23 protein-coding genes and 1 riboswitch are annotated in these 25,532 nt (G+C 45.6%); of the genes, 22 read left to right on the top strand and 1 reads right to left on the bottom strand.

The genetic code is table 11. From position 1 onward, the window contains the following. Positions 1-23: 23 nt before the first annotated feature. From fabF to D7Y06_RS13795, 10 genes are all read left to right on the top strand, one after another. Positions 24-1,259 carry a beta-ketoacyl-ACP synthase II gene (gene fabF / locus D7Y06_RS13840; RefSeq protein ID WP_120408374.1) on the top strand — a complete coding sequence of 412 codons (1,236 nt, stop codon included), beginning with the start codon at positions 24-26 and terminating at the stop codon, positions 1,257-1,259. Between the two features lie 3 nt (positions 1,260-1,262). Beyond that, a complete protein-coding gene (gene fabZ, locus D7Y06_RS13835; protein WP_120408373.1) occupies positions 1,263-1,700 on the top strand; it encodes a 3-hydroxyacyl-ACP dehydratase FabZ in 438 nt (145 codons plus the stop codon). Between the two features lies 1 nt (position 1,701). Next, a complete protein-coding gene (locus D7Y06_RS13830; protein WP_120408372.1) occupies positions 1,702-3,414 on the top strand; it encodes an acetyl-CoA carboxylase carboxyltransferase subunit alpha in 1,713 nt (570 codons plus the stop codon). A 15-nt stretch (positions 3,415-3,429) separates the two neighbouring features. Continuing rightward, a complete protein-coding gene (locus D7Y06_RS13825) occupies positions 3,430-4,395 on the top strand; it encodes a beta-ketoacyl-ACP synthase III (protein ID WP_120408371.1) in 966 nt (321 codons plus the stop codon). A gap of 20 nt (positions 4,396-4,415) precedes the next feature. After that, positions 4,416-4,880, top strand: a complete 465-nt coding sequence (locus D7Y06_RS13820) for a MarR family winged helix-turn-helix transcriptional regulator (RefSeq protein ID WP_120408396.1) — start codon at positions 4,416-4,418, stop codon at positions 4,878-4,880. Between the two features lie 142 nt (positions 4,881-5,022). Then, complete coding sequence (locus D7Y06_RS13815) at positions 5,023-5,472, top strand: NfeD family protein (RefSeq protein ID WP_120408370.1); 450 nt, start codon at positions 5,023-5,025, stop codon at positions 5,470-5,472. Between the two features lie 53 nt (positions 5,473-5,525). Beyond that, positions 5,526-7,370, top strand: a complete 1,845-nt coding sequence (locus tag D7Y06_RS13810) for a methyl-accepting chemotaxis protein (RefSeq protein ID WP_120408369.1) — start codon at positions 5,526-5,528, stop codon at positions 7,368-7,370. A gap of 112 nt (positions 7,371-7,482) precedes the next feature. Next, positions 7,483-8,334 carry a patatin-like phospholipase family protein gene (locus D7Y06_RS13805; protein WP_120408368.1) on the top strand — a complete coding sequence of 284 codons (852 nt, stop codon included), beginning with the start codon at positions 7,483-7,485 and terminating at the stop codon, positions 8,332-8,334. A gap of 100 nt (positions 8,335-8,434) precedes the next feature. Next, complete coding sequence (locus D7Y06_RS13800; RefSeq protein ID WP_120408367.1) at positions 8,435-9,883, top strand: MFS transporter; 1,449 nt, start codon at positions 8,435-8,437, stop codon at positions 9,881-9,883. 1 nt (position 9,884) lies between these two features. Next, complete coding sequence (locus D7Y06_RS13795) at positions 9,885-10,832, top strand: D-2-hydroxyacid dehydrogenase (protein ID WP_120408366.1); 948 nt, start codon at positions 9,885-9,887, stop codon at positions 10,830-10,832. 9 nt (positions 10,833-10,841) lie between these two features. Here D7Y06_RS13795 and D7Y06_RS13790 read toward each other — a convergent pair whose 3' ends face one another. Beyond that, positions 10,842-11,804, bottom strand: coding sequence for a zinc dependent phospholipase C family protein (locus D7Y06_RS13790; protein ID WP_158591371.1), 963 nt, complete (start codon positions 11,802-11,804; stop codon positions 10,842-10,844). A gap of 301 nt (positions 11,805-12,105) precedes the next feature. Between D7Y06_RS13790 and D7Y06_RS13785 the strand changes: the two genes are divergently transcribed. The 12 genes from D7Y06_RS13785 to D7Y06_RS13730 all read left to right on the top strand — a co-directional run bounded on the left by D7Y06_RS13785 (position 12,106) and on the right by D7Y06_RS13730 (position 25,322). Next, complete coding sequence (locus D7Y06_RS13785) at positions 12,106-13,044, top strand: lysylphosphatidylglycerol synthase transmembrane domain-containing protein (protein ID WP_256387226.1); 939 nt, start codon at positions 12,106-12,108, stop codon at positions 13,042-13,044. Beyond that, a complete protein-coding gene (locus D7Y06_RS13780; RefSeq protein WP_120408364.1) occupies positions 13,041-14,978 on the top strand; it encodes an LTA synthase family protein in 1,938 nt (645 codons plus the stop codon). Before D7Y06_RS13785 ends, D7Y06_RS13780 begins: the two co-directional genes overlap by 4 nt. Continuing rightward, positions 14,971-15,558: a hypothetical protein gene (locus D7Y06_RS13775; protein ID WP_120408363.1), complete on the top strand. Its 588-nt coding sequence runs from the start codon at positions 14,971-14,973 to the stop codon at positions 15,556-15,558. The genes D7Y06_RS13780 and D7Y06_RS13775 overlap by 8 nt, the downstream gene beginning before the upstream one ends. Before the next feature lie 62 nt (positions 15,559-15,620). Beyond that, a riboswitch (FMN riboswitch) is annotated at positions 15,621-15,754 on the top strand. A gap of 82 nt (positions 15,755-15,836) precedes the next feature. Beyond that, positions 15,837-16,940 carry a bifunctional diaminohydroxyphosphoribosylaminopyrimidine deaminase/5-amino-6-(5-phosphoribosylamino)uracil reductase RibD gene (ribD, locus tag D7Y06_RS13770; RefSeq protein WP_120408362.1) on the top strand — a complete coding sequence of 368 codons (1,104 nt, stop codon included), beginning with the start codon at positions 15,837-15,839 and terminating at the stop codon, positions 16,938-16,940. After that, complete coding sequence (locus D7Y06_RS13765) at positions 16,922-17,569, top strand: riboflavin synthase (protein WP_120408361.1); 648 nt, start codon at positions 16,922-16,924, stop codon at positions 17,567-17,569. Before ribD ends, D7Y06_RS13765 begins: the two co-directional genes overlap by 19 nt. A 44-nt stretch (positions 17,570-17,613) precedes the next feature. After that, positions 17,614-18,816: a bifunctional 3,4-dihydroxy-2-butanone-4-phosphate synthase/GTP cyclohydrolase II gene (locus tag D7Y06_RS13760; protein WP_120408360.1), complete on the top strand. Its 1,203-nt coding sequence runs from the start codon at positions 17,614-17,616 to the stop codon at positions 18,814-18,816. Positions 18,817-18,865: 49 nt separating this feature from the next. Further along, complete coding sequence (gene ribH / locus D7Y06_RS13755) at positions 18,866-19,333, top strand: 6,7-dimethyl-8-ribityllumazine synthase (protein WP_120408359.1); 468 nt, start codon at positions 18,866-18,868, stop codon at positions 19,331-19,333. A gap of 12 nt (positions 19,334-19,345) precedes the next feature. Next, on the top strand, positions 19,346-20,269 hold the full coding sequence (locus D7Y06_RS13750; RefSeq protein WP_120408358.1) for a sugar phosphate nucleotidyltransferase: 924 nt from the start codon (positions 19,346-19,348) through the stop codon (positions 20,267-20,269). 19 nt (positions 20,270-20,288) lie between these two features. Beyond that, on the top strand, positions 20,289-21,347 hold the full coding sequence (locus D7Y06_RS13745; RefSeq protein WP_120408357.1) for a phosphotransferase enzyme family protein: 1,059 nt from the start codon (positions 20,289-20,291) through the stop codon (positions 21,345-21,347). Positions 21,348-21,463: 116 nt separating this feature from the next. Next, complete coding sequence (gene spoVT / locus D7Y06_RS13740; RefSeq protein ID WP_120408356.1) at positions 21,464-22,012, top strand: stage V sporulation protein T; 549 nt, start codon at positions 21,464-21,466, stop codon at positions 22,010-22,012. 123 nt (positions 22,013-22,135) lie between these two features. Further along, on the top strand, positions 22,136-24,253 hold the full coding sequence (locus D7Y06_RS13735; protein WP_120408355.1) for a transglycosylase domain-containing protein: 2,118 nt from the start codon (positions 22,136-22,138) through the stop codon (positions 24,251-24,253). A gap of 130 nt (positions 24,254-24,383) precedes the next feature. Continuing rightward, the gene (locus tag D7Y06_RS13730) at positions 24,384-25,322 is read left to right on the top strand and encodes an ROK family glucokinase (RefSeq protein WP_120408354.1); all 939 of its coding nucleotides are present in this window, start codon (positions 24,384-24,386) and stop codon (positions 25,320-25,322) included. The last annotated feature ends 210 nt before the right edge of the window (positions 25,323-25,532 follow it).

Below are 25,532 nucleotides of genomic sequence, written 5' to 3'. Positions count from 1 at the left end.
GAAATATCGGAGGAAATGAAAAAATGAGTAAGAGAGTTGTTGTAACAGGAATGGGTGCGATTACTCCTATCGGGCTTTCCGTAGAAGAATTTTGGCAGTCCGCAAAGGAAGGAAAAATCGGCTTTGGGCCAATCACACATTTTGACGCATCAGAATATAAGTGCCATATTGCAGCGGAAGTAAAAGACTTTGACGCAAAAAAATTTATGGATTTTAAAGCGGCAAAGAGAATGGAACTTTTCAGCCAGTATGCGGTAGCTGCGGCAAAAGAGGCCATAGAGGATGCAGGGCTTGATATGGAAAAAGAAGACCCTTACCGGGTGGGAGTTTCCGTTGGCTCCGGCACAGGAAGCATCCAGTCCATGGAAGCAAATCATTCTAAAATTTTAGAGAAAGGGCCGAACCGTGTAAACCCTCTTATGGTGCCTATGATGATTAGCAACATGGCGGCAGGAAACGTTTCCATCCAGTTCGGGCTGAAAGGAAAAAGCTTAAATGTGGTGACGGCATGTGCCACAGGCACAAACAGCATCGGCGAGGCATTCCGTACCATTCAGTACGGGGATGCGGACGTAATGGTTGCCGGGGGTTCCGAGGCCAGCGTAACCCCGGTGGGCATTGCGGGATTTGCAGCCCTTACCGCCCTGTCCACCGTGGACGACCCGGAAAAATGTTCGCTTCCCTTTGACAAAAACAGAAGCGGGTTTGTCATGGGCGAAGGTGCAGCCATTGTTGTGCTGGAAGAGTTAGAGCACGCAAAAAACAGAGGGGCAAAAATTTACGCAGAAGTTTTGGGATACGGATGCACCTCAGACGCATATCATATTACATCCCCGGAGGAGAGCGGTGAGGGCGCTGCAAAAGCCATGTTATACGCAGTAAAAGACGGGGGGATAAAGCCGGAGGATATTGATTATATCAACGCCCACGGCACAGGCACCCACCACAATGACCTCTTTGAGACAAGGGCCATTAAACTTGCTTTTGGAGACCATGCAAAAGACCTTAAAATCAACTCCACCAAATCTATGGTAGGGCATCTCCTGGGGGCTGCAGGAGCCATTGAATTTGTCACCTGTGTCAAGGAGTTAGAGGAGGGGTATCTCCACCAGACCGTGGGATATACCACCCAGGATGAAGAGATAGACTTAGATTACTGTAAAGAGCCTGCCAGGGGAGATTACAAATATGCCCTGAGCAATTCCCTGGGATTCGGGGGGCATAATGCGACGCTTTTACTGGCAAAATACGAGGGGTAGAATATGTCATTATACAGTACAAAACAGATTATGGAAATCATTCCCCACAGACAGCCTTTTCTGCTGATCGACACCATTGAGGAAGTGGAGGAAGGCAAGCGGGCAGTGGGAAAAAAATGTGTCAGCTACAACGAGCCGTTTTTTGCCGGACACTTTCCAGGTGAGCCGGTGATGCCCGGGGTTTTGATTATTGAGGCCATGGCCCAGGTAGGGGCCGTAGCCATTTTAAGCAGGCCGGAAAATAAGGGAAAGACGGCATATTTTGCAGGAATTAACAATGCCAAGTTTAAAAACAAGGTACTGCCCGGGGACGTGTTGGAACTGGAGCTTGAGATTATCAAGGAAAAAGGCCCAATCGGAATCGGAAAAGGGACTGCGAGAGTAAACGGTAAACTTGCAGCGTCCGCAGAACTCACATTTGCAATCGGAGGCGAAAATTAAAATGGCACCTTTATTTAAAAAGAAAAATGCGACTAACACAAAGGGAAATGAGACAAAATCCACAGAGGGTAAGTCAGACAAAGACATAATGGTCTGCCCCGCCTGTAAAAAAGAACTTGTAAAGTCAGATGTAAAAGAAAATAAATATGTCTGCTATGCCTGCGGCAATTATTTCCGTGTGCGGACATCCAACAGAATTAAGATGGTGGCGGATGCCAAAAGCTTTTCTCCCTGGTTTGAGGAGCTTGAGACCAAAAATCCCCTGGATTTTCCGGAGTATGAGGAAAAACTTGCGGCAACCCAGGAAAAGACCGGGCTTCACGAGGGAGTTACCATCGGAGCGGCGAAAATCTACGGGGAGGATGCAGTGGTAGGTGTCTGTGACGCCAGGTTTTTAATGGGCAGCATGGGCCATGTAGTGGGAGAAAAAATTGCTTCCGCCGTAGAGCGGGCCACAGAAGAAAATCTTCCGGTGATTTTATTCTGCTGTTCCGGCGGCGCAAGGATGCAGGAGGGAATTATCTCCCTGATGCAGATGGCAAAGACATCTGCGGCCTTAAAGAAACATTCCGACGCAGGGCTTTTGTATATTCCTGTCCTCACAGACCCCACCACCGGGGGGGTGACGGCAAGTTTTGCCATGTTGGGAGATATTATTTTAGCAGAGCCGGGAGCATTAATCGGTTTTGCCGGCCCCAGGGTAATTGAGCAGACCATCGGGCAGAAACTGCCAGAGGGATTTCAGAGGGCGGAGTTCCAGTTAGAGCACGGATTTGTAGACGCTATTGTGGAGCGTAAAGATTTAAAGAAGACTTTATATAAAATATTGAAATTGCATCGCAGCCAGGAGGGATTTGCCAATTTTACCCCGGCAACGGACTTTGAGTATGCCCCCAGCGAACTGATGAAAGAGAGAAGTGCAAAGAGCAGAAGCCTTACCGCCTGGGAAAAAGTGAAGGCGGCAAGAAAAACTGACAGACCTGCGTCTGTGGATTATATGGATGAAATTTTTAACGATTTTATAGAGTTCCACGGGGACAGGTATTTCAGGGATGACCCGGCAGTGGTAGGAGGAATCGCATACCTTGACGGCCAGCCCGTAACGGTAATTGGCGTCCACAAGGGAAAAGATATGAAGGACTGCATGCTTCACAATTACGGCATGCCCTCGCCGGAAGGATACAGAAAAGCCCTGCGCCTAATGAAACAGGCGGAAAAATTCGGGCGGCCCATTATTACTTTTGTAAATACTTCCGGGGCATTCTGCGGCATGGAAGCGGAAGAAGGAGGACAGGGGGAAGCCATTGCAAGGAACCTCTATGAGATGTCTGCGGTGAAAGTGCCCATTCTCACCCTTATGATTGGAGAAGGGGGAAGCGGCGGCGCACTGGCTCTTGCCGTGGGCAACGAGGTGTGGATGATGGAAAATGCCACCTACTCTGTCCTATCTCCCGAAGGATTCGCATCTATCCTGTGGAAAGATGGGAAACGGGCAAAAGAGGCAGCAGAGGTGATGAAAATTACTGCCCAGGATCTGCTTCATTTAAACGTGGTGGAAAAAGTAATTCCCGAGTACGGCGGGGCGGATGATAAGGCCCTCCACGACATTGCTATGTTTATGAAGTGTAATATGCGGGAGTTTTTAGAGAAATATAAAGGAAAAAGCGGTCAGGAGATAGCAGAGGAACGGTATCAGCGGTTCCGGAGTTTTTAGGGTGAGGAGAATGAGATGAAAACCAGGATATGTGGTACGGGCAGTGCGCTTCCGAAGCGGATTGTCACCAACGATGATTTGAGTAAAATTATGGACACCTCCGATGAGTGGATTAAAAGCCGTACCGGAATCGGCGCAAGGCATATCGCCACGGAGGAAACTCTTACTGATTTGGCTTTTCATGCATCCCTTCAGGCTTTGGAGGAAGCAGGGGCTTTACCGGAGGAGCTTGATATGATTCTGGCGGCAACCCTCTCTCCCGACAACGTGTTTCCCAGCCTTTCCTGCGAACTTCAGCGGGAGCTTGGGGCAGTGAATGCAGTGGCTTTTGATATCAATGCCGCATGTTCCGGTTTCCTTTTCGCCCTGCAGACCGCGGACGCCTATATAAAAAGCGGCAGGTATAAAAATATTCTTGTAGTGGGGGGGGAGATTCTCTCCAAGATGATGGACTGGAATGATAGAAGCACCTGTGTGCTCTTTGGAGACGGGGCCGGGGCTGCTTTGGTAAAGGTGGACAGTGACTTTGGCATCCTTGGGATTTCCCAGGGCTCTGATGGGGCCAAGGGCCAGGCCCTTACCTGTGAAAACAGAAGAATCAACAATCCCTATATGAAAAATTCCACGGATTTATCTTACACCAATATGAACGGACAGGAAGTGTACAAATTTGCGGTGCGCACTGTGCCCAAAGCGATTTTGGAGGCTTTGGGGGAGGCAGGGCTTACTGTTTCAGATATTGATTTGTTTATTCTTCACCAGGCAAACATCCGTATTATCGAATCTGTGGCAAAGCGCCTTAAGGTCCCCATGGAAAAATTTCCCACGAATTTACAGGAGTGCGGTAATATTTCCGCGGGAAGCGTACCTGTTCTTCTGGATGAAATTAACAGAGCGGGAAGGATAAAAAAAGGAGATAAAATTGTGCTTGCCGGATTTGGGGGAGGCTTAACCTGGGGAGCGGCAGTGTTAGAATGGTAAAATGTTTTATGGAGGAAAAAATGGAGGCAGAAAGGTTGTCCGGTGCCGATGAAGTGCTGAATGAATTGTTGGTAAAACTTTTTAAAGACATTGTGGAAATCGAAGAGAAATGTCTGATTACCAGAGAGTTTAAAGACATCAGCGTCAACGATATGCATGTGATAGAAGCCATTGGTATCAAAGAGCCGAAAAGCATGTCTACAGTGGCAAAGCTCTTAAACGTGACAACCGGCACCCTCACTAAGGCCATGGACGGTTTGGTGGAAAAGCGCTATGCCTTAAGGGAGCGGGGAAAGAAGGATAAGCGGGTGGTCTTTGTGTCCCTGACGGAGAAAGGGAAAAGGGCATACCGACACCACGAAGGATTTCACCGCAGGATGATAGAGAATGCAAAAGAAGGGTTAAACGAGCAGGAGACAACGGTGCTTGTGTACTCACTGGCAAAACTGAATGATTATTTCCATAAAATATACGAGGAGTCTTAAGAGGGCTTCTCGTTTTATTTTGCCATATTGTGGAAAGGGCAGACTGTGACAAAAAGTGGTTTTTCCGGCACAGAAAAACATTGAAATTGTTTTCTCAAAATGGTATCATAAGAAATAAGTTATCTTTAAAGGGAGGCCAAACATGACAGTGTTAATCTGGCTTATTATAATGATTATATTTCTGATTGCAGAGGCTGTTACCGTAGGGCTTGCCACAATCTGGTTTGCAGCAGGGGCATTGGCGGCAATGGGGGTCTGTGCCCTGGGATTTGGAACCTTTGCGCAGTTTGTGGTATTTTTTATTGTCTCTATGGTACTTCTGATTTTTACCCGACCTTTTGCTATCAAATATATAAACCCGAATAAAATCCGTACCAATTACGAGGATGTGGTGGATAAAACAGTGAAAATTACTGGGAGAGTGGACAATATCAATGGAACAGGCACTGCGGTGCTAAACGGTCAGGAGTGGACGGCCCGCAGCAAGAGGGAGGATGAGATTTTAGAAGAGGGGGAGTTAGCCAGAGTGGTGGAAGTTACTGGGGTGAAGCTGATTGTGGTTAAAATATCTCCAGAGGAAAGGGAATCATAGTTATTTTAGCGCCTTATGAATAATTGGTATTTTGAAAGGAGAAAGGCATTACAATGGGAGAAAAAATAACGCTAGTGAACAATAGGAAGAAAAAGGGTCTGCAGCTTGTGAGCAAAGTTGTTTTGATTGTAGCAATCCCTATGCTGCTCATTGTGGCACTGGGATGTCTCATCGGTGCCAGCGAGATCCGAAATGTGGGGGAAAATATTATCAAAGACGAGTTGGCAACAGCATCCTACGCATTTACAAGGCAGATGGATTTGTTGGCGGAGGGAGATTACAGGTACGAGAACGGGGTGCTCTACAAAGGGGATTTAAATATTACCGAGAATTATCACCTGCTGGATGAGTTCAACGAGAATACCACGGTGGAGCTTACCATTATACTGGGGGATAACCGCTGTGCAACCACCATGGAGGATGCCGACGGCAACAATATGAAAGACCAGCCTATCTCCGAAGGCATATACTCACTGCTTCAGCAGGGGGAAAGCGTGTATAATGCCAATCTAAAAATTGGGAATCGGGAATATATGACCTACTATGTGCCCATGAGAGATTCCAGCGGGAAGATATACGGCAGTATGTTTACCGGATACAGCAAAAACAAAATGTCTGCAATGACGAGAAATGCCGTGATAAAGCTGATTGCGGCTCTCTGTGCTATTGCTGCCATCTCTATGGTTTTAATTCTTGTGATGGTGCGCACCATCGGCAAAGTCCTCGGACAGACGGTAAACCATATGGAGGTTGTGGCTGAGGGCGGATTAAATGTGAAAGTCCATGAAAAATTGATGACCAGGGGAGACGAGCTGGGTGCAGTTGCCCGCTCTATGCAGAATCTGGTTACATCTCTTACGGATATCATTAAAAATATCATTACCACAGCCTCGGAGTTGGATGGATTTTCCAGTGAGTTTCAGAGCTCTTTTGACAACATCCGCAATTCCATTGACAATGTAAATCAGGCGGTGAATGAGATTGCCAACGGGGCTACCCAGCAGGCAGGGGACGTACAGCATGCGAATACGGCAGTCATAGAGATGGGTTCCGCCATTGACGCCACCTCAGAAAATGTTTCCAAACTTTCAGAGAGCGCCCAGAAGATGACGGATTACAACCGCTCTGCAAATTCCAATTTGGAAGAACTTTTGGAAATCAGCAAGAGAACCAACTCGGCGGTGGACGAAGTGCAGCATCAGACGGACGAGACAAATCAGTCGGCCCTGGAGATTCAGGAGGCTACAAATCTGATTGCGGACATTGCAAACCAGACCAACCTTCTTTCTTTAAATGCCAGCATTGAGGCGGCAAGAGCAGGGGAGCAGGGGAAAGGCTTTGCAGTTGTGGCCACAGAGATTCGTACTCTGGCAGACCAGAGCCGGGGCTCTGCGGAAAAGATTGCCGACGCAGTAAATCTTTTGATTGGAAATTCCAACCGCAGCGTTGCCACTATGGGAACGATGATGGAGATTATTGAAGAGCAGAATGAAAAATTGGAAGATACCTTGAATATGTTCCATGAGTTAAATGATGAGATTAAGATTGTAAAAATGGCTGTTGAGAATATTTCTGGCCAGGTGGATGGCCTTGGAAAACTGAAAGCAAATGTCTTGGATGTGCTGGAAGGGCTTTCTGCTATTTCAGAGCAGTATGCCGCAAGTACGGAAGAAACCTCAGCATCTATGATTGAGCTTAATGAGGTTGTGGACAAATGTACCACAGAGACCCAGGGATTGATCGTCTTATCAGGAGAACTTAAGGATAATACCACGAAATTCACCTTAGATTCCATTAAGGAGACAGTGGCGGAGAAGATTCATATTCCCGAACTAGGCGAAGAGGAGACTGAGGATGTTCAGCTAAAGCCCCAGGACAGTGCAGGGAAAGAGGAATAAGAAATACATACAGAGTGCATATATAGAGAGGGATTCCCGTTTGCCGGGGATTCCTCTTTCCTAAAGTAGCAGGCTGTAGTAAAATAAGAAGAAAAATGGAGAAATTTGTCACATGAAGTTAGGTATTACCATGGAAGGCGGCGCAAGCAGGACGGTGTTTTCCTGCGGTGTCACAGATTGTTTTTTAGAAGAAAATATTATGCCGGATTATTTTATCGGCGTGTCGGCGGGAATTGCCTTTGGCATGTCCTATCTGTCAGGGCAGAAGGGCAGAAACCGTATTTTGGCTGAGGAATATATGTCAGACAAGCGATATATGGGTATGAAATATCTTTTTGATAAAGGGAAAAAGACATTTTATAATATACCCTTTGTATTTGGGGAACTTCCCAATGAGATTCTTCCCTTTGATTTTCAGGCTTTTAAAGATTATCCCGGGGAGGTGGAGGCAGGCGTTACCAATATCCATACGGGAAAGGCAGAGTATCTTACAGTTCCCAGGGATGATGATTCTTTTCAGGCAATTGTGGCCAGTTGTGCCCTTCCGGTGCTGTTCCAGCCGGTGAAAGTGGGGAAGCACTATTATATGGACGGAGCTTTAGCGGATTCCGTTCCTTTTTTGCGGGCTGTAGAAAAGGGATGTGATAAAAATATTGTGATTCTTACCAGGGAGAAAGGGTATCGAAAGAAGCCTGGCCACTCTTTAAAAATGGTATCAAGGATTTACCAGAGCTATCCCAATTTGGTAGATGCCTTAAAGCACCGGGCGGAAAACTATAACCTTTGCATGAGAGAGTTGTGGGCTAGGGAAAAGGCGGGAGAAGTGTTTATTATTGCACCGGATTCCACCCTGGGAGTGGGCAGGACGGAGTCAGACCCGGAAAAACTTCATGCTCTGTATGAGGAGGGGTATTATAAGGCAAAGGAGAGTATATGCGCCTTAAAAAAGTACCTGGAAAAATAAGAAAAAATAATTGACTTTTAAGAATTTATTCATGGAAAAGACATAGAGATTCGCTATATATATTTTAGAAGACAAAGGATAGATTTTGAGGGCGTAGTGTATGGAGACAAAAAGGAAGGTACAGCAGGGGTATAATAATGCCAAATATTGGCAGATTTGCTTTTTTTCATTGAATAATGCGGCGACAAACCTCTATCTTGCCCTGATGGGGTATGTATCATATTATGCCAATTCCATTGCAGGTTTCAGTGTGGTTTTGGTGTCCTGCATTTTAACAGGAATGAATGTGTTTGACGCCATTACGGACCCCGTAGTGGGATTTATGTTAGACCGCTCGAAAGGCAGGTTTGGAAAATTCCGTCCCTTTATGCTTTTGGGAAACCTGATCATGGCGGTGAGCGCAGTATTTTTGCATTTTATGACCCACGAGATAAACCGGTATATGAGAATTCCTTTTTTTGTGGCAGCCTATGGCCTTTTTGTGCTGGGGTACACATTCCAGACAGTGGTGGCAAAATCGGGACAGGCGATTCTTACCAATAATCCAAAGCAGAGGCCGGTTTCCACTTATTTTGATTCCCTGTTTGTCATGGCGGCCTTCGGGGGAACGGCTGTGTTTGTGGCAAATTATCTTGTGCCCAAATATGGAGGATTTACAAATGAAGCCCTGTTTAAAGAATATGTGGTTTGGGTGGTTTTGTGTTCCCTTGTCTGCACCGTTCTGGCTATGATTGGAATTGCGTCAAAGGATAAGGTCTCTCTTCTGAAAAAACAGAGCAGCATACAGAAAGTTCAGATTCGGGATTACTGGGATATTATCCGCCACAACAAACCCATACGGATTTTGATTCTGGCGGCATGTATGAATAAATTTGCCTCCACCGTATATGCCCACACCACTGTGGGGGTTATGGTTTTTGGTATTTTAATGAATAACTATGCCATTGCAGGGCTCATCGGTATTGTGACGGCTGTGCCCACCATGTTTGTCATCAGCGCAGGCATCCGGGTTGCCCAGAGCATGGGGCAGAAGCGTTCCCTTATGTTGTTTACAGCCCTGGGAATTTTCTTCCAGGTGGTTATGACAGGGGTGTTGATGCAGGAAAATATCAATGCCGTTAGCTTTAACCCCCGGCATATCAACGGTATTACCATAGGGTTTGTCCTGGTGTATATCTTGTTAAACGGTTGTAAATCCATTACAAATAACATGGTGGTGCCAATGATTGCAGACTGTTCCGATTATGAGAGATACCGCAGCGGCAGATTTGTGCCTGGGCTTATGGGGGCGTTGTTTTCCTTTGTAGATAAAGTGTTTGCCGCTTTGGGAACGGCGTTTGTGGGGCTTGTAATGCTTGTGATGGGGTATAACAGGCGGTTTCCCCAGATTGGGGATGAACTCACAGGGGAACTTAAGGGCACTACATTGTTTTTATACTGCGGCCTGCCCATCATTTGCTGGCTCTTATCCCTGTTTTTTATGAAGTTCTATGAATTAGACAAAAGAAAAATGTTTGAAGTATCCAAAAAATTAAGGAGAGAAAAATAAAATGAAGATTGTATTTTTGGACGCAAAGACGATTGGTGAGGATTTGGATTTAAAAGGGTTTGATGAGCTGGGGGAGGTGGTTAAATATGATTTTTCCCCGGATGAGGAAATTTTGGAGAGGGTAAGGGATGCGGACGTAATTGTTACGAACAAAGCCAACATAAGTGAAAAGACGGTTTCAGGTGCAGAGAAGTTAAAAGTTGTCTGCGTTACCGCCACAGGGACAAACAATTTAGATAAACCTTATTTGGAAAAGCGGGGGATTATCTGGCACAATGTGGCGGGATATTCCACGGAGTCCGTGGCTCAGCACACATTTGCCATGTTGTTTTACCTGCTGGAAAAACTTAGGTATTACGATGACTATGTAAAAGAGGAACGGTATGTAAATGATAAGATTTTTACTCATTTTGAGAAGACCTTCTGGCAGATTTCAGGAAAGACTTGGGGGATTGCAGGGCTTGGGGAAATTGGAAGGAGGGTGGCACAAATCGCCGAAGCTTTCGGATGCCGTGTAATTTACTACTCTACCTCCGGGAAAAACCATAACAGTACTTATGAGGAGGTGGATTTTGACACACTTCTTGCCCAGTCCGATATTTTGTCGGTACATGCCCCTTTAAATGAGGAGACTAAGGGGCTTTTCAACGAGGCGGCTTTTGAAAAGATGAAGCCGGAGGCAATCTTTTTAAATCTTGGCCGGGGGCCCATTGTAAATGAGGGGGATCTGGCGGGGGCTTTAAGCCAGGGAAAAATAGCAGGCGCAGGGCTGGATGTGCTGTCCGCAGAGCCCATGGCAAGAGACAATCCTTTAAGGCTGATAAAGGACAGTGAAAAACTGCTGATTACTCCCCATATTGCCTGGGCAGGGCTGGAGGCCCGCACAAGGCTTATGGAGATTGTATTGCAGCAGATAAAGGAATCTTTAGAGAAGATATCAAAAAATTAGATTAAAATTTTATAATTTATCACTTGCCAGTCCACTGTGGTAACTCTTGTCTCCCAGGTGGCGTACCATAACCTTGAGGGCTGCCCTCTGCTCCTCCTTGGTGCGCTCTCTTCCAAAGAAATAGGCGATATCTCTTAGGATGCGCTGATAATCCTTTTCGGCTTCCTCGAAGAGTTCGGTAAAACTCTGATGGGATATGGCGGACTCGTCCCAGGGATTCACCCACGGGTGGTGCTTTAAGTTTAAGGGGTCAGTGTGATATATAATGGTATCGCTGGGTATCAGGGAAGACAACATCCCATATCCGGGGCAGATGGACTCTATCCGGCGCACCAGTATTTTTTTATATCCTGTAGAATCGTATAACAGCCTGCACCCCTGGCGGATGGCATGGATGGAAGATTTTACGATTCCCGGGGAGATTTTTAATGCAGGATACGCCTTTTTACATGCAAAATAAACTGTTTTTGATACAATTTCTTCTTGTTCTTTGGACAGTGAGATGCACTCCGCCCCGTGAAATTCGCTGGGAACTTTTTCCTGATATTCCCACAGAAGGGTAGTGTCTATATCTGTCTCCAAACCGATATGATGTCCCAGATAGCCTTTTTCTGTTGGGTGATAACCTGTTCTGCCATAGACATAAGGGTGGCATATGCTGTCCAAAAGGTAGTGGCCGATAAAGCCGAAGACGTAGGTCTGGGCAATCTTCTTCTGTCTTTTGGATTCAAAAATTTCAGGGCTTTTTAAGAGATACCACAGAAATTTCTGCGTGTTTGTAGTGTGGGCCAAGGAGCCTGGGATCCCGCCTTTCCAGAAAAAGAAAGGGAAGAAGTAAAAGAATATGTCCGGACCCTGAAGCCCCAAGGAAAATACCGTGTGATATCTCTGAATGGTCTGTTTTACCTCTGAGGGGTGTAATTTTTGATAAGTTTGCTGTCCGAATAGATAGTGTGTGGTAAAACCGGGCATAAAAAACCTCCTTTGAAGGGCAATAAATTCCATAAGTTTAGCGTACAAAGGCATTATAACATATTTTTAACAAAATGTATCCATTTTATCACAGGTAAAACTGACTTATGATTTCATATGTTTTTTCAAAAATTTGTTCACAGGGCCGATTGATTTTTAGTAATTTTCTGTGCTATACTTCCTAAGTGTGAGCAGAAACGATAGGATTTAAAACGAAGAAATACAGAATAAATACATAGGAAGTGATTTTATCAGTAAAGGACAGAAACAAATATTAAAGTGGGGATTTGTACTGCTGATTGTGGCTGTGATTGTGTACACATTCAGGGAGCAGGCGGGACCCATCCTCCATGAACTTAAAAATACCAGTATGTGGGTCGTGGCGGTTATATGCCTTTCTTCATTGGTCTATGAGTGTATGGAGGGGGCAGTCACCATGGGGTTTGCAAGGGAGTATCGGCCGGAGTTTTCCTATACTTTCGGTGTGGAGAGCGCATTTTTTTGCAGTTTTTACCGGGTGGCCACGCTGGGCAGCGGTGCAGGGATTGCGGCGGTATACTATTTTAATGAAAAGGGGATTCCTGTATCTAAGGGAACGGGGATGTATATGATTGAATACGTGCTGCACAAACTGAGCATTGCTATATTCAGCGTAATATTTTTTGCCCTAAGCTTTGGCTTTATGATGGAGTATTTTGGTGAATACTCCCACTTGCTTGCGGTGGGATATATCCTTACGGTTTGTATTTCGGGAGTGATGGTTTTTGCCTGTTATTCCACAAAACTGCACAAATGGATTTTCCTTGTTTTGGATAAAATAAACAGAAAGCATAAATTTGACGGGCAGATAAGGGAGCTGAGGGAACAGTGTGTTGTTTTGGAGGAGGCATCGGCTTTTTTGTTAAGTAAGCCGCTCCTTATTATAAGGACAATTTTCATGGATTTGGTGAAGCTGGCTTTTTGGTATGGAATCCCCTATGTTGTTTTTTATAAGACGGGAGAAATCACACTGCCCCAGACCCTGGCGGTTACGTCTCTGTCTGTGATGCTTGCGGCGGTGCTTCCCTCCCCGGCAGGAATCGGTTCCACAGAATTTGTGTTTACTCTGCTCTTTGCGGCGGTTGCAGGAACCGGAGCGGCAGGCTCAGCCTCTCTTTTATATCGGTTTGCAACATTTGTATTTCCCTTTTTGGTGGGAATGATTATTGTGATAAGGCGAAGAATTGGAATGAGAAAATGAAGATTACGGTAAATATAACAAAGAAAAAAATTTTGTTTACAGGAATTGTAACTTTAATTTCATTGCTGGCCCATTTTTTTGCGGGAATTTCTATTTTTAATATGTGCCTGTTTCCCGCTCTATATTTTGGGGCAGAGGTATTGGAAATAGAGCTGAAAGAGAAATGGAACTGGGCGGTAATCGTGCCGGTTTTCGCCCTGAGCAGTTTTGTAACTACCTGGACGGTGCAGTATCTTCTGTTAGAAGAAGATTTGAGGGAAAGAATTTCCGATGAAAAGTTTTTATTAAATATGTTCTGCTGTCTGTTTTGTTACATGTTTGTCCAGACAATTACAAATAATACGGCAAGAACATGCGTGATTACACATCTTATCCTGCTGGTTTTTGCCGGGGCAAACTACTTTGTGTATGCTTTTCGGGGGAATGAAATTACCTTCGGGGATATTAAGTCCCTTTCTACAGGCTTAAGCGTGGCTTCCAATTATAAGTTTTCCTTAAATGCCCAGGCTATGAATGCGATTTTGCTTACTGTGGTGTGGCTTGCAGGGATAAAAAAGATTCAGATTCAGTTTAAAAAAGAGTGGATAGTCCGCATTCTCTCCGCCTCTGTGGCAGTGTTTGCATTTGTGTATGTAGGGCTTCAATCTGTGAACACAGTGACGGAAACCTGGGAGAAAAAGGGGACATACCGAAATGGATATTTGTTAAATTTTGCTTTAAGTATCAGGGATTCCTTTGTAGAAAAGCCGGAACATTATTCTGCTGAGGCAGTGAAAGCGATAGAGGAGGGATATTCTAAGGCAGAGGATACCGGGAACGTGTCAGAGAAACCTGTCATAATTGCAATAATGGATGAGTCTTTTGCGGATTTAGGGGCTATGGGAAATTTAAAGACAAACCAGGAAGTAATGCCCTTTATCAGTTCTTTAAAGGAAAATGCCATTTATGGAAAAGCCCTCGCCTCTGTGTACGGGGCGAAAACCCCAAATTCGGAGTGGGAGTTTATGACGGGAAACAGTATGGCTTGGCTGCCCTCCGGTTCCGTGGCATATCAGCAGTATCTCACAGAGGAAAATGCCTATTCCATTGTGGGTACTTTAAAAGGCCAGGGGTATACCTGCGTGGCTATGCATCCTTATTATGACACGGGATGGAGCAGGGATGCGGTATATCCCTTGCTGGGCTTTGACGAAATGTACTTTCTTGACGATTTTGACCAGTCCAATCTTATGCGGAAATATGTTTCCGATGAGGTGATGTTTGATAAAATTATTGAGAGATATGAGGCTTTGCCGGAGGATGAAAACCTGTTTTTAATGGGAGTTACGATGCAAAACCATGGGGGATATACAGACAGCTATGAAAACTTTGTCACAGATGTTTACAGCACCAATATTCCCTATGCCGATGTGAACCAGTACCTTACCCTGGCACATCAGACAGATTTGGCGGTGGAGAAACTTGTCGCATATTTTGAGAAGGCCCAAAGGCCTGTGGTGATCTGCTTTTTCGGGGACCATCAGCCAAGTTTAAACTCCCGTTTTTACCGCCTGCTAAACGGGAAAGGACTCTCCGGGTTAACTTTGGCAGAACTGGAAGAATTGTACGAGGTTCCCTTTTTTATCTGGACAAATTTCCCCAGTGAAAGCCGCCATGTGGAGCATACCAGTTTAAATTTTCTCTCCACCATGCTCTTAGAGCAGGCGGGAATCCCTCTCCCGCCCTATCATCAGTTTTTATCGGATTTGATGGAGGAAATTCCCGCTATGAACGGCAGGGCTTATTATTCCCAGAGCGCAGGGCGTTATTATCACTATGAGGACGCCTTTGGAGAGGATAAGGTTTGGCTGGAAAAATATCAGATTTTACAGTATAACGGTTTGTTTCAGAAAAAAGAAAAAAGTGATTTATTTTTTGGAGGCAAGAATGGATAAAAGAATAAAAATCGGGGCCGGAGTTTTGCTGGCTGTATTTGCCCTTGGATTGGCAGTATTTGCCTACAGAGGAGGAGAGGGAAGAGGAGTGGAAATTTATGAATTAACGATTCCGGAAAGGGAGGGAAACATATTTCGCTTTGCCCTGGATATGGGAACCATGACTTATATTCAGGAGGCGGAAATCGACGGACAGACCTTTACTTTTGACTCCGGAAGCTTTTCGATAGACGAAAAGGGGTTTCAGCTTTATTCTGAGACGGATGATGTGAATTCCCTTCATTTTGTGAAAAACGGGGAGTACATTTTTCCGGAGCAGTACCTGTGCCAGGGGGAAATACCTTCGGGAAATACTTTTGAAGCCCTGTGTAATTATGAGTCCCAGGGAGCGGAGGGCGAAATTGCTTTCCATGAGGACGGGACGTACGAGGAGAGCTCTTCGGATGGGGAAGTGAGAAAAGGGACATATAAGAGGGAGGGGGATTTGATTCACCGTACCCAGGAAGACGGCAGTGCAGACCTGGATTTTTATGTATATGGGAATCAGATTACCAATTCTTTTTACAAAAAAGTGAAATAGTCAAATAATATTTGATTGACAGGTATATCCACGTGTGATATGGTTAATAAATAAAAAGAATAGCAAATCTTCAGGGCAGGGTGAGATTCCCTACCGGCGGTAAAGCCCGCGAGCCGTAAGGAACCAAGAAGGTTCCGAGGCATGATTTGGTGAGATTCCAAAGCCGACAGTATAGTCTGGATGAGAGAAGATAAAATATATGATACGGTATCGGTATCATTGGTTTTATGCCCTGAAACTTTTGTTCAGGGTTTTCTTTGTATACACAGGAGGGTAATATGGCACCGGAAGATTATATGAGAATTGCCATAAATGAGGCATTAAAAGGGGAGGGGTGGACAAATCCCAATCCCATGGTGGGAGCCGTGATTGTGAAAGACGGCAGGATATTAAGTAAGGATTACCATCACAAATGCGGGGAATACCATGCAGAGCGCAATGCCATTTTAAATTGCGGGGAGGATATGCGGGGAGCGGAAATTTACGTGACTTTGGAGCCCTGCTGTCATTACGGAAAGACCCCTCCCTGTACGGAGATTATTATTCAAAGCGGAATACGGAAGGTATATGTGGGCTCTATGGACAAAAACCCCCTGGTTGCAGGAAAAGGGGTGGAGATGCTTAAGGCTCATGGAATTGAAGTGGTGACCGGGGTTTTGGAAGAGGAGTGCAGAGCCATCAATCAGGTGTTTTTCCACTATATGGATAATAAGACGCCCTATGTGGTAATGAAATATGCCATGACTGCCGACGGGAAAATCGCCACGGTAACAGGGGCTTCCAAATGGATTACCGGGGAGGCTTCCCGTGAGAGGGTTCAGAGAAGCAGGCATAAGTATATGGGGATTATGGTTGGGCTTGGAACGGTGCTTGCGGATAACCCCAGCCTTACCTGCCGGATAGCGGGAGGGAGAAATCCCATTCGGATTATCTGTGATACCCGCCTTAGGACGCCTTTGGATTCCCAGGTGGTGCAGACGGCAAAGAATGTAAGGACGATAATTGCCACCTGTGTTACGGAGAAAGGGCAAATCCGTGCATTTGAAGATATGGGATGCCAGGTGGTAGTTACAGGGGAATACGAGGGACATGTGGATTTGCGGGAGCTTATGAGAATACTTGGAGGGAGAGGAATTGACAGCATCCTTTTAGAGGGGGGCGGCAGTTTAAATGCCAGTGCACTGTCTCAGGGGATTGTGCAGAAAGTGGAAAGTTATATTGCGCCTAAACTTTTTGGCGGAGCCTTGGCAAAAAGCCCGGTGGCAGGAGATGGGGTGTCGGAACCTGACCTGGCGTATCTCTTGAAAAATCCCATAATCAGCCGGATCGAAGAAGACATTTTAATTGAGTGGGAGGTGGCGGATTGTTCACAGGAATCATAGAAGAAATGGGCAGTATGGTGCGGGTGGAATCGGGAAGTACTTCCGGGAAAATACAGTTAAAGGCGCATAAGGTGCTGGAAGGCACAAAAATAGGGGACAGCATTGCGGTGAACGGCGTGTGCCTTACCGTGGTGGAACTTCACGGCAATGGATTTACGGCGGATGTGATGCCGGAGACTTTAAAGCGCAGCAATTTAGGACAGTTAGCCCCGGGAAGCCGGGTGAATCTGGAACGTGCCATGGCAATGGACGGAAGATTTGGCGGGCATATCGTGTCCGGGCATATTGACGGGACAGGAAAGATAAAAAAAGTCTGGCGGGAACAGAACGCCGTGTGGTACACGGTGGATACCCCAAAAGAGGTAATGCGGTATATTGTGGAGAAGGGTTCCATTGCCATTGACGGAACATCCCTTACCGTGGCCCTTGTGACGGAAAACAGTTTTTCCGTGTCCATCATTCCCCACACCCTGGGGGAGACTGTTTTGGGGGAAAAGAAAGCGGGGGATACGGTGAATCTGGAAAATGATATTATTGGAAAATATGTGGAGAAGCTTATGCAGCCCAAAGAGCCGGAGAAGGGGAAAAGCACTTTGACAAAAGACTTATTGTTCGGGGCAGGATTTTAAAAGTTAAAGAAAGATATAATATGTAAAAATCAGGAGGAATGGATATGTTTCAGTACAGCAGCATTGAGGAAGCGGTTGAGGAGCTTCGCAATGGAAAAGTAATTTTGGTGACGGATGACGAGGACAGGGAAAATGAGGGGGACTTTATCTGTGCTGCGGAGTTTGCAACTACAGAGAATGTAAATTTTATGGCCATGCATGGGAAAGGGCTGATCTGTATGCCCATGGGGGAGAAATTGGTGAAAAAACTTATGCTGCCCCAGATGGTAACGGAGAATACAGACAATCATGAGACGGCATTTACCGTGTCTATTGACGCCATGGAGACTACCACGGGCATCTCCGCCGCAGAGCGGGGGCTTACCGCCAGAAAATGTGTGGAGGATACTGCAAGGCCGGAGGACTTTAGGCGGCCCGGGCATATGTTTCCCCTTCTGGCCAAGAAAAACGGGGTGTTGGAGCGTAACGGCCACACGGAAGCCACCATTGATTTTATGCGGCTGGCAGGTTTAAAAGAGTGCGGCCTTTGCTGTGAGATTATGCGGGATGACGGCACCATGATGCGCACGCCGGAACTGCAAAGCCTGGCAGAAAAATTTCAGATTAAAATGGTGACGATCCGTGCGCTGCAGGAGTACAGAAAAATCCACGAGAAGTTAATTGAGTGTGAGGCAAAGGTAAAAATGCCCACCAAGTACGGAGAATTTACAGCCTACGGATACATCAACAAATTAAACGGGGAACATCATGTGGCCCTGGTAAAAGGAGAAATCGGGGACGGGGAGAATGTTTTGTGCCGTGTCCACTCCGAGTGCATGACAGGGGATACCTTCGGCTCTCTGCGCTGCGACTGCGGAGAGCAGCTTACCTCTGCCTTAAAGCAGATTGAGGCGGAGGGAAGAGGAATTCTTTTGTATCTGCGCCAGGAGGGCCGGGGAATTGGGCTGATTAATAAATTAAAGGCTTATGAACTCCAGGAACAGGGTATGGATACGGTGGAGGCAAATCTAGCCCTGGGATTTGACGAGGACTTGCGGGAGTATTATATTGGTTCCCAGATACTTCGGGATCTGGGGGCAAAGAGCTTAAGGCTTCTCACCAATAACCCTCAGAAAATTGAGGGGCTCTCCGAGTTTGGATTAAGCATAGCGGAGCGTGTGCCCATTCAGATGGAACTTACGCCCTTCGATGCCTATTACATGAAGACAAAGCAGAAAAAGATGGGGCATATGCTGAATTATAGATAAAAATTAAAATACAATTATATAAAACAAGGAAAAGTAAAGGAGAATGATTATGAACACATTTGAAGGAAAAATTGTAGCAGGTGATGTGAAAATTGGAATTGTTGTAGCAAGATTTAATGATTTTATTACATCCAGGCTTTTAGGAGGAGCCATTGATGGTCTGCAGCGCCACAATGTAAATGAGGATAACATTGACGTGGCCTGGGTGCCCGGGGCTTTTGAGATTCCCTTAATCGCATCAAAAATGGCAAAGAGCGGAAAATATGATGCAGTGCTCTGCCTTGGGGCGGTGATTCGGGGAGCCACGTCCCATTATGACTATGTGTGCAGTGAAGTGTCAAAGGGAATTGCACAGGTATCTTTAAACGCAGAGATTCCTGTTATGTTTGGCATCTTAACCACAGATAATATTGAGCAGGCTATTGAGCGGGCGGGAAGCAAAGCGGGAAATAAGGGATTTGAGTGCGCAACAGGGGCAATCGAGATGATTAACCTGATTCGTGAAATTGATAAATAAGGAGGTCTGTGTATGGAAAAACCTGTATTAGTAGTTATGGCGGCAGGTATGGGAAGCCGTTACGGCGGATTAAAGCAGATGGACCCTATGGATGACTATGGCCATGTGATTTTGGATTTCTCTGTGTACGATGCCATGCTGGCAGGATTTGAAAAAGTTATATTTATAATTAAGAAAGAGAATGAATCCTTATTTAAAGAACGTATAGGAAATCGCATGAGCAAAAAGATTCAGGTGGAGTACGTGTATCAGGAACTTGATAATCTGCCGGAAGGCTTTAAGGTTCCTGAGGGAAGGGAAAAGCCTTTTGGAACGGGCCATGCTGTGCTCTCCTGCAAAGATAAAGTCCATGGGCCTTTTGCGGTGATTAATGCAGACGATTTTTATGGCAGAGGCGCTTTTCAAATGATTTATGACTATCTTGATTCAAATGAGGAAAAAGATATGTACCAGTTTGCCATGGTGGGATATCTTCTTAAGAATACCCTTACGGAAAATGGACATGTGGCCAGAGGTGTGTGCCAGGTGGATGACCAGGGATTTTTGACAGATATTCATGAGAGAACCCGTATTGAAAAACATGGGGATTCCCCGGCGTATACGGAAGACGAGGGTAAGACATGGGAGAAGCTTCCGGACGGGACTATCGTTTCCATGAATCTTTGGGGATTTTCAGCGGGGATGATGGGAGAGCTTGAGAAGGGATTTCCGGTGTTCTTACAGGATAACCTGAAAAAAAATCCTTTGAAATGTGAGTTTTTCCTTCCCTTTGCCGTGGAGGAGCTTATGGAAGAGGGGAAGGCCAAGGTTAAGGTGCTGAAATCCGAGGACCGCTGGTACGGCGTTACCTATCAGGAAGATAAAGGGATTGTAATGCAGGCAATTTCAGATTTTAAGAAGAAAGGGGTTTATCCCTGCCAGCTGTGGGAAGATTAAGAGAATTGGGGGATATTTTATGGAGAAGGAAAAAATTTTACAGCAGTTTCAGTTAAAATTTCCGGCGGTATCGGCAGAGCCCTATGGACAGGGACATATCAATCAGACTTTTTTGGCGAAAACCTCCGGAAAAGAGCGGTATATCTTACAGGGGATAAATAAAAATGTATTTCCCCATCCGGAAGAGCTGATGGAGAATATTGTTAAAGTTACTTTATATTTAAAGGATATGATTGGAAAAAACGGGGGAAATCCAGAAAGAGAGACTTTGACCCCTGTGCCGGCATTAGATGGAAAAAGTTATTTTAAGGATGAAGAGGGGAACTACTGGAGAGTATATGTATTTATCGAGGATGCAGTCACTTTAAATGCTGCAGATCAGCTCTCGGATTTTTATGAGAGCGGCATTGCCTTTGGGCGTTTTCAGTCTATGCTTCGGGATTTTCCGGCGGAGACACTGCACTGGGTTATCCCTGATTTCCACAATACCGCAAAGCGGTTTCGGATTTTTGAAAAAACAGTAGAGCAGGATATTTGCGGTAGAGTAGAGGAAGTTAAAAAAGAAATTGACTTTATCTGCCAGCGAAGGGAAGAGATGTCCCTTTTGGATGATATGTTAAAGAGAGGGGAGCTGCCCCTTCGTGTCACCCATAATGATACGAAACTGAATAATGTAATGCTGGATGGCCAGAGCCATAAGGCACTTTGTGTCATCGATTTAGACACGGTGATGCCTGGGCTTTCCGTTCATGATTTTGGAGATGCTATCCGCTTTGGAGCTAATACAGCGGCAGAAGATGAACAGGATTTGGATAAGGTATCCCTTTCCCTTAAGCTCTATGAGGCGTACAAAAAAGGGTTTTTAGAAGGGTGCCAGGGGAGTCTTACGGAAAATGAAATTCGTATGCTTCCCATGGGGGCTAAGATGATGACCTTAGAGTGCGGGATGCGTTTTTTAACGGATTATCTTTCCGGTGATACTTACTTTAAGGTGACGAGGGAGAAACATAATGTAGACCGTTGCCGCTGTCAACTTGCTTTAGTGGCAGATATAGAACGGAAGTGGAAGGAAATATAAAAATAAAATGCCTGTGCATATTTTTCTAATTCTTACAGATACTAACAAAACAAAAGAAATCATGATTAAATAAGTAAATTTTACGAGACAATGGAAGAATACGGAGGAATCAGAAAATGAAGGCGACAGGAATTGTGCGAAGAATAGACGATTTGGGAAGAGTCGTTGTTCCAAAGGAAATCAGGAGGACACTTAGAATCCGGGAGGGGGACCCGCTTGAGATTTTTACAGACCGTCAGGGAGAGATTATTTTGAAAAAATATTCTCCCATCGGGGAGCTCTCACAGTTTGCCGGGCAGTATGCGGAGAGCTTGGCCCAGACCACAGGAAATCTTGTTTGCATTACCGACAGAGACCATGTAGTGGCAGTGGCGGGCAACGGAAAGAAAGAGTTTGACGGAAAGCCAATTAGTAAGCAGATGGAAAATATTATTGAGAACAGGGAAGACCGGGTGGCAAGCAAAGAAGATGACGCTTTTGTAAAAGTTACCCTGGATGATGCGGGGGAATTTCATTCCCAGGCCATTGCTACTATAATCTGTGAAGGGGACGCGATTGGAGCGGTGGTGCTTTATAATAAAGATGATAAGCGCTCCATGGGAGATACGGAGCGGAAACTGGCGGTGACAGCGGCGGGATTCTTGGGAAAACAGATGGAGCAGTAGGCGAAGGGAGCAGGGGAAAACCTCTGCTCTGTTTTTTATGCACAGAAATTATCTTGTATAATATGTCTAAAACGTGTAAAATAGTTTCTATATCAGAAAATTGAAATGATATAAAGGAGAGCTATGGCGCGAAAGAAGAAAAAGAAAAAATACCGTTTATTTTGGTTTTTTGTTTGGATGCAGTTTTTGCTGATGATACTTGTGGTAGGCGGCGTGGCATATTACTACTACGGCGGATACGGAAAGCAGATAGCAGATATGAAAGATGAGGCGGTGCAGTTTGTACGCTCCTCCAATGAAAATACTTTCCGCTCGTCACAAACCAGCGTGGTATTCGACAAAAACGGGGAAAAAATTACAACCCTGAAAGGGGAAAAGGATGTGTATTATCTGGACTATGAGCAGATGCCGGTGGATGTGGGAGCCGCCATTGTGAGCATAGAGGATAAAAAATTTTACCAGCATAAGGGAATTGACTATAAGGCGATTATAAGGGCAATTAAGGCAATGATTGAAAACGGGGAAGTGACCCAGGGAGGGAGCACGATCACCCAGCAGCTCTCCCGTACTGTGTTTCTAAACCAGGATAAAACCTGGGAGAGAAAGGTGGAGGAGATGTTTATTGCCACAGAGCTGGAAAAGAAATACAATAAAAATCAAATTCTGGAGTTTTACATTAATAATATTTATTTTGGCAATGGATATTATGGAATTCAGGCGGCAAGCATCGGTTATTTTAATAAGGAAGTTTCTCAGTTGGATTTGTCCCAAATTGCATTTTTATGCGCTATTCCAAATAATCCTACTTTGTATGACCCCTTGACAAATATTGAAAATACCCTGGGGAGAAGAGACAGGATTTTAAAAAATATGTATGAGGATGGTAAGATTTCAGAGAGCGCCATGTATCTGGCAAAAGCGGAAGAAATTGAACTGAAACGTCCGGAGACAGAAAAAAATAATTATGTGGAAACTTACACCTACTATTGCGCCATCCGGCTATTGATGGAACAGGACGGATTTACTTTCCGCACGGAGTTTAACTCCAAAGAGGATAAGGAAGCATATCAGAAAAACTACAGCAATATGTATGAGCAGTGCCAGAAACGGCTGTACACTGCGGGATACCGGATTTATACTTCCATGGATTTGGAAGCCCAGACACAGCTTCAACAGGCGATTGATGATAAACTGAAAGATTTTACAGAGGTAAATGAAGAGGGGGTTTACAAACTCCAGGGCGCCGGCGTTTGCATTGACAATGAAACGGGTTATGTGTGCGCCATTGTGGGGGGCAGAAGCCAGGACTTTGACGGATATACTTTGAACCGGGCATACCAGAGTTACCGTCAGCCGGGAAGCGCCATTAAGCCCTTAATTGTATATACCCCTATATTGGAGCGCGGGTATACGCCGGATTCCATTGTGGTGGACCAGGCTATCGAGGATGGCCCTTCCAATGCGGACGGGGTGTACAGCGGGGAAATGACTCTGCGCACTGCCCTGGCAAAATCCAAAAACTCGGTGGCGTGGCAGCTTTTTGAGGAGGTTACCCCAAAGGTAGGACTTTCCTATTTAAAGGCAATGAATTTTTCCAAACTGGCAGTGGAGGACGAGCGTCTTACCTCATCTCTTGGGGGATTGACCAACGGTGCATCTCCCGTGGAGATGGCGGCAGCTTATGCCACATTGGAAAATGACGGGGATTACCGGATGCCTACCTGTATTGTGAAAATTACCGATGCCCAGGGAAATGTAGTGGTTTCCACCACCCAGGAGGCTGAGAAGATATATAAGACAACGGCGGCCCGTATGGTAACGAATATGATGCAGACGGTGATACAGGAGGGAACCGGCCGGGGGTTGGGGGTGAGCAATATGCCCTCCGCAGGAAAAACAGGAACCACCAACGATAACAAAGACGGCTGGTTTGCAGGGTATACCCCGTATTATACCGCCAGTATTTGGGTGGGGTTTGATATGCCGGAAAAACTGCCGGGACTCACAGGCTCCAGCTATCCCGGAGAAATCTGGCATACTTTTATGGAAAACCGGCATCAGGGTCTGGCACCGGTGGAATTTCTTCCCTACGTCCAGGCGGACACATATGAAAAGGAACTGGATTTACAGCGGGAAACCCAGGAACAGGGGGAGGATTCCCCGGAAAGCCCGGACAATGGGGATGGAGATGTTCTACAAGAGAATTCTTCCCCAGGGGACGGGGAGCTGCAAGATGGCTAGTGTAACGTCTCCAAATTAACCCGACTTTATATTTGGAAGACGTTAAGCTAGGGTATTTCGTATAGAATTGTTGAAAGTGCCTGTAATCAACGCAGGCTGGAAAAATAAGGAAGGATAGGAGATTGAAAGCATGAAAAAGTATGGATTTGGCGTGGACATTGGGGGAACTACCTGTAAAATTGGTTTGTTTGAAACCACAGGTGTACTGGTGGAAAAGTGGGAGATTCCAACCCGCAAGGAGAACAGCGGAGAAAATGTGCTTCCCGACGTGGCCGTTTCTATTGAGAAAAAGATGGAAGAGAAAAAAATTGGCAAGGAGGATTTGCAGGGAATCGGAATCGGCGTTCCCGGCCCTGTAACCTCACAGGGGGTTGTCCAGTGCTGTGTCAATCTGGGCTGGGGCCAGGTAAATGTGGCAGAGGTTATGGAAAAACGTATGGGATGTAAAATCAAGGTGGGAAATGATGCCAATGTGGCAGCCCTGGGAGAAATGTGGCAGGGAGGTGGAAAAGGCCATCGGAATGTAGTTATGGTAACTCTGGGAACAGGAGTTGGCGGCGGCATTATTGTAGATGGAAAAATCGTGGCGGGAAGCCACGGGGCCGGAGGGGAAATCGGACATATCATGGTGGACGAGACGGAAACAGAAACCTGCGGCTGCGGAAAACGGGGCTGTCTGGAACAGTATGCTTCTGCCACAGGAGTGGTTCGTCTGGCAAAGAGGGCCCTTGCATCCACACAGGAGGAGACAGCGTTAAAAAAATTCCAGCATATCTCTGCAAAGAATGTATTTGACGAGGCTAAAGCGGGGGATAAAGTTGCCGGAGAAGTGGTAGAAACGATGGCAAATATTTTGGGAACCGCCCTGGCAGGGATTGCCTGTGTGGTAGACCCGGAAGTGTTTGTTATCGGAGGCGGTGTCTCAAAGGCGGGAAGTATTGTTACAGACAGGGTAAAAAAATATTATTCCGAAAAAACATTCCATGCCTGTAAAGAGGCTGAATTCGCTCTGGCTAAGTTGGGAAACGACGCTGGAATGTACGGGTGCGTGCAGATGATATTAGAGTAGAGCCCTATCTTTATCGGGTTTGTAGAAGGGGCTATCTGATTTGAGATAGCCTCTTTTTCATAGAATAATAGATTTAGGTTACAAAAGTGATATCAAAAGCAGTTATATTATTTCTCTCTTATTTTGGTTATATTATTAACTCAAACTTCGCATTTGAATAAGCGCAGATGCACCTTGAAAATTCAATAAAAACTGGCAATAAAATAGCAT

The organism is Roseburia sp. 1XD42-69, from assembly GCF_003612565.1.
GTDB lineage: Bacteria > Bacillota > Clostridia > Lachnospirales > Lachnospiraceae > Roseburia_B.
The sequence above is the reverse complement of the archived record's forward strand: the minus strand, read 5'-3'. Positions and strand labels throughout refer to the sequence as shown.

What these genes read in the sequence shown, in the direction of transcription:
- D7Y06_RS13825 (WP_120408371.1), top strand. Translation starts at nt 3,430, where the DNA reads ATGAAAACCAGGATATGTGGTACGGGCAGTGCGCTTCCGAAGCGGATT.
- D7Y06_RS13830 (WP_120408372.1), top strand. Translation starts at nt 1,702, where the DNA reads ATGGCACCTTTATTTAAAAAGAAAAATGCGACTAACACAAAGGGAAAT.
- D7Y06_RS13735 (WP_120408355.1), top strand. Translation starts at nt 22,136, where the DNA reads ATGGCGCGAAAGAAGAAAAAGAAAAAATACCGTTTATTTTGGTTTTTT.
- D7Y06_RS13810 (WP_120408369.1), top strand. Translation starts at nt 5,526, where the DNA reads ATGGGAGAAAAAATAACGCTAGTGAACAATAGGAAGAAAAAGGGTCTG.
- D7Y06_RS13760 (WP_120408360.1), top strand. Translation starts at nt 17,614, where the DNA reads ATGTTTCAGTACAGCAGCATTGAGGAAGCGGTTGAGGAGCTTCGCAAT.
- fabF (WP_120408374.1), top strand. Translation starts at nt 24, where the DNA reads ATGAGTAAGAGAGTTGTTGTAACAGGAATGGGTGCGATTACTCCTATC.
- D7Y06_RS13790 (WP_158591371.1), bottom strand. Translation starts at nt 11,804, where the DNA reads ATGCCCGGTTTTACCACACACTATCTATTCGGACAGCAAACTTATCAA.
- spoVT (WP_120408356.1), top strand. Translation starts at nt 21,464, where the DNA reads ATGAAGGCGACAGGAATTGTGCGAAGAATAGACGATTTGGGAAGAGTC.
- D7Y06_RS13815 (WP_120408370.1), top strand. Translation starts at nt 5,023, where the DNA reads ATGACAGTGTTAATCTGGCTTATTATAATGATTATATTTCTGATTGCA.
- D7Y06_RS13775 (WP_120408363.1), top strand. Translation starts at nt 14,971, where the DNA reads ATGGATAAAAGAATAAAAATCGGGGCCGGAGTTTTGCTGGCTGTATTT.
- D7Y06_RS13750 (WP_120408358.1), top strand. Translation starts at nt 19,346, where the DNA reads ATGGAAAAACCTGTATTAGTAGTTATGGCGGCAGGTATGGGAAGCCGT.
- D7Y06_RS13780 (WP_120408364.1), top strand. Translation starts at nt 13,041, where the DNA reads ATGAAGATTACGGTAAATATAACAAAGAAAAAAATTTTGTTTACAGGA.
- D7Y06_RS13820 (WP_120408396.1), top strand. Translation starts at nt 4,416, where the DNA reads ATGGAGGCAGAAAGGTTGTCCGGTGCCGATGAAGTGCTGAATGAATTG.
- D7Y06_RS13795 (WP_120408366.1), top strand. Translation starts at nt 9,885, where the DNA reads ATGAAGATTGTATTTTTGGACGCAAAGACGATTGGTGAGGATTTGGAT.
- D7Y06_RS13805 (WP_120408368.1), top strand. Translation starts at nt 7,483, where the DNA reads ATGAAGTTAGGTATTACCATGGAAGGCGGCGCAAGCAGGACGGTGTTT.
- D7Y06_RS13745 (WP_120408357.1), top strand. Translation starts at nt 20,289, where the DNA reads ATGGAGAAGGAAAAAATTTTACAGCAGTTTCAGTTAAAATTTCCGGCG.
- D7Y06_RS13730 (WP_120408354.1), top strand. Translation starts at nt 24,384, where the DNA reads ATGAAAAAGTATGGATTTGGCGTGGACATTGGGGGAACTACCTGTAAA.
- ribH (WP_120408359.1), top strand. Translation starts at nt 18,866, where the DNA reads ATGAACACATTTGAAGGAAAAATTGTAGCAGGTGATGTGAAAATTGGA.
- fabZ (WP_120408373.1), top strand. Translation starts at nt 1,263, where the DNA reads ATGTCATTATACAGTACAAAACAGATTATGGAAATCATTCCCCACAGA.
- D7Y06_RS13800 (WP_120408367.1), top strand. Translation starts at nt 8,435, where the DNA reads ATGGAGACAAAAAGGAAGGTACAGCAGGGGTATAATAATGCCAAATAT.
- ribD (WP_120408362.1), top strand. Translation starts at nt 15,837, where the DNA reads ATGGCACCGGAAGATTATATGAGAATTGCCATAAATGAGGCATTAAAA.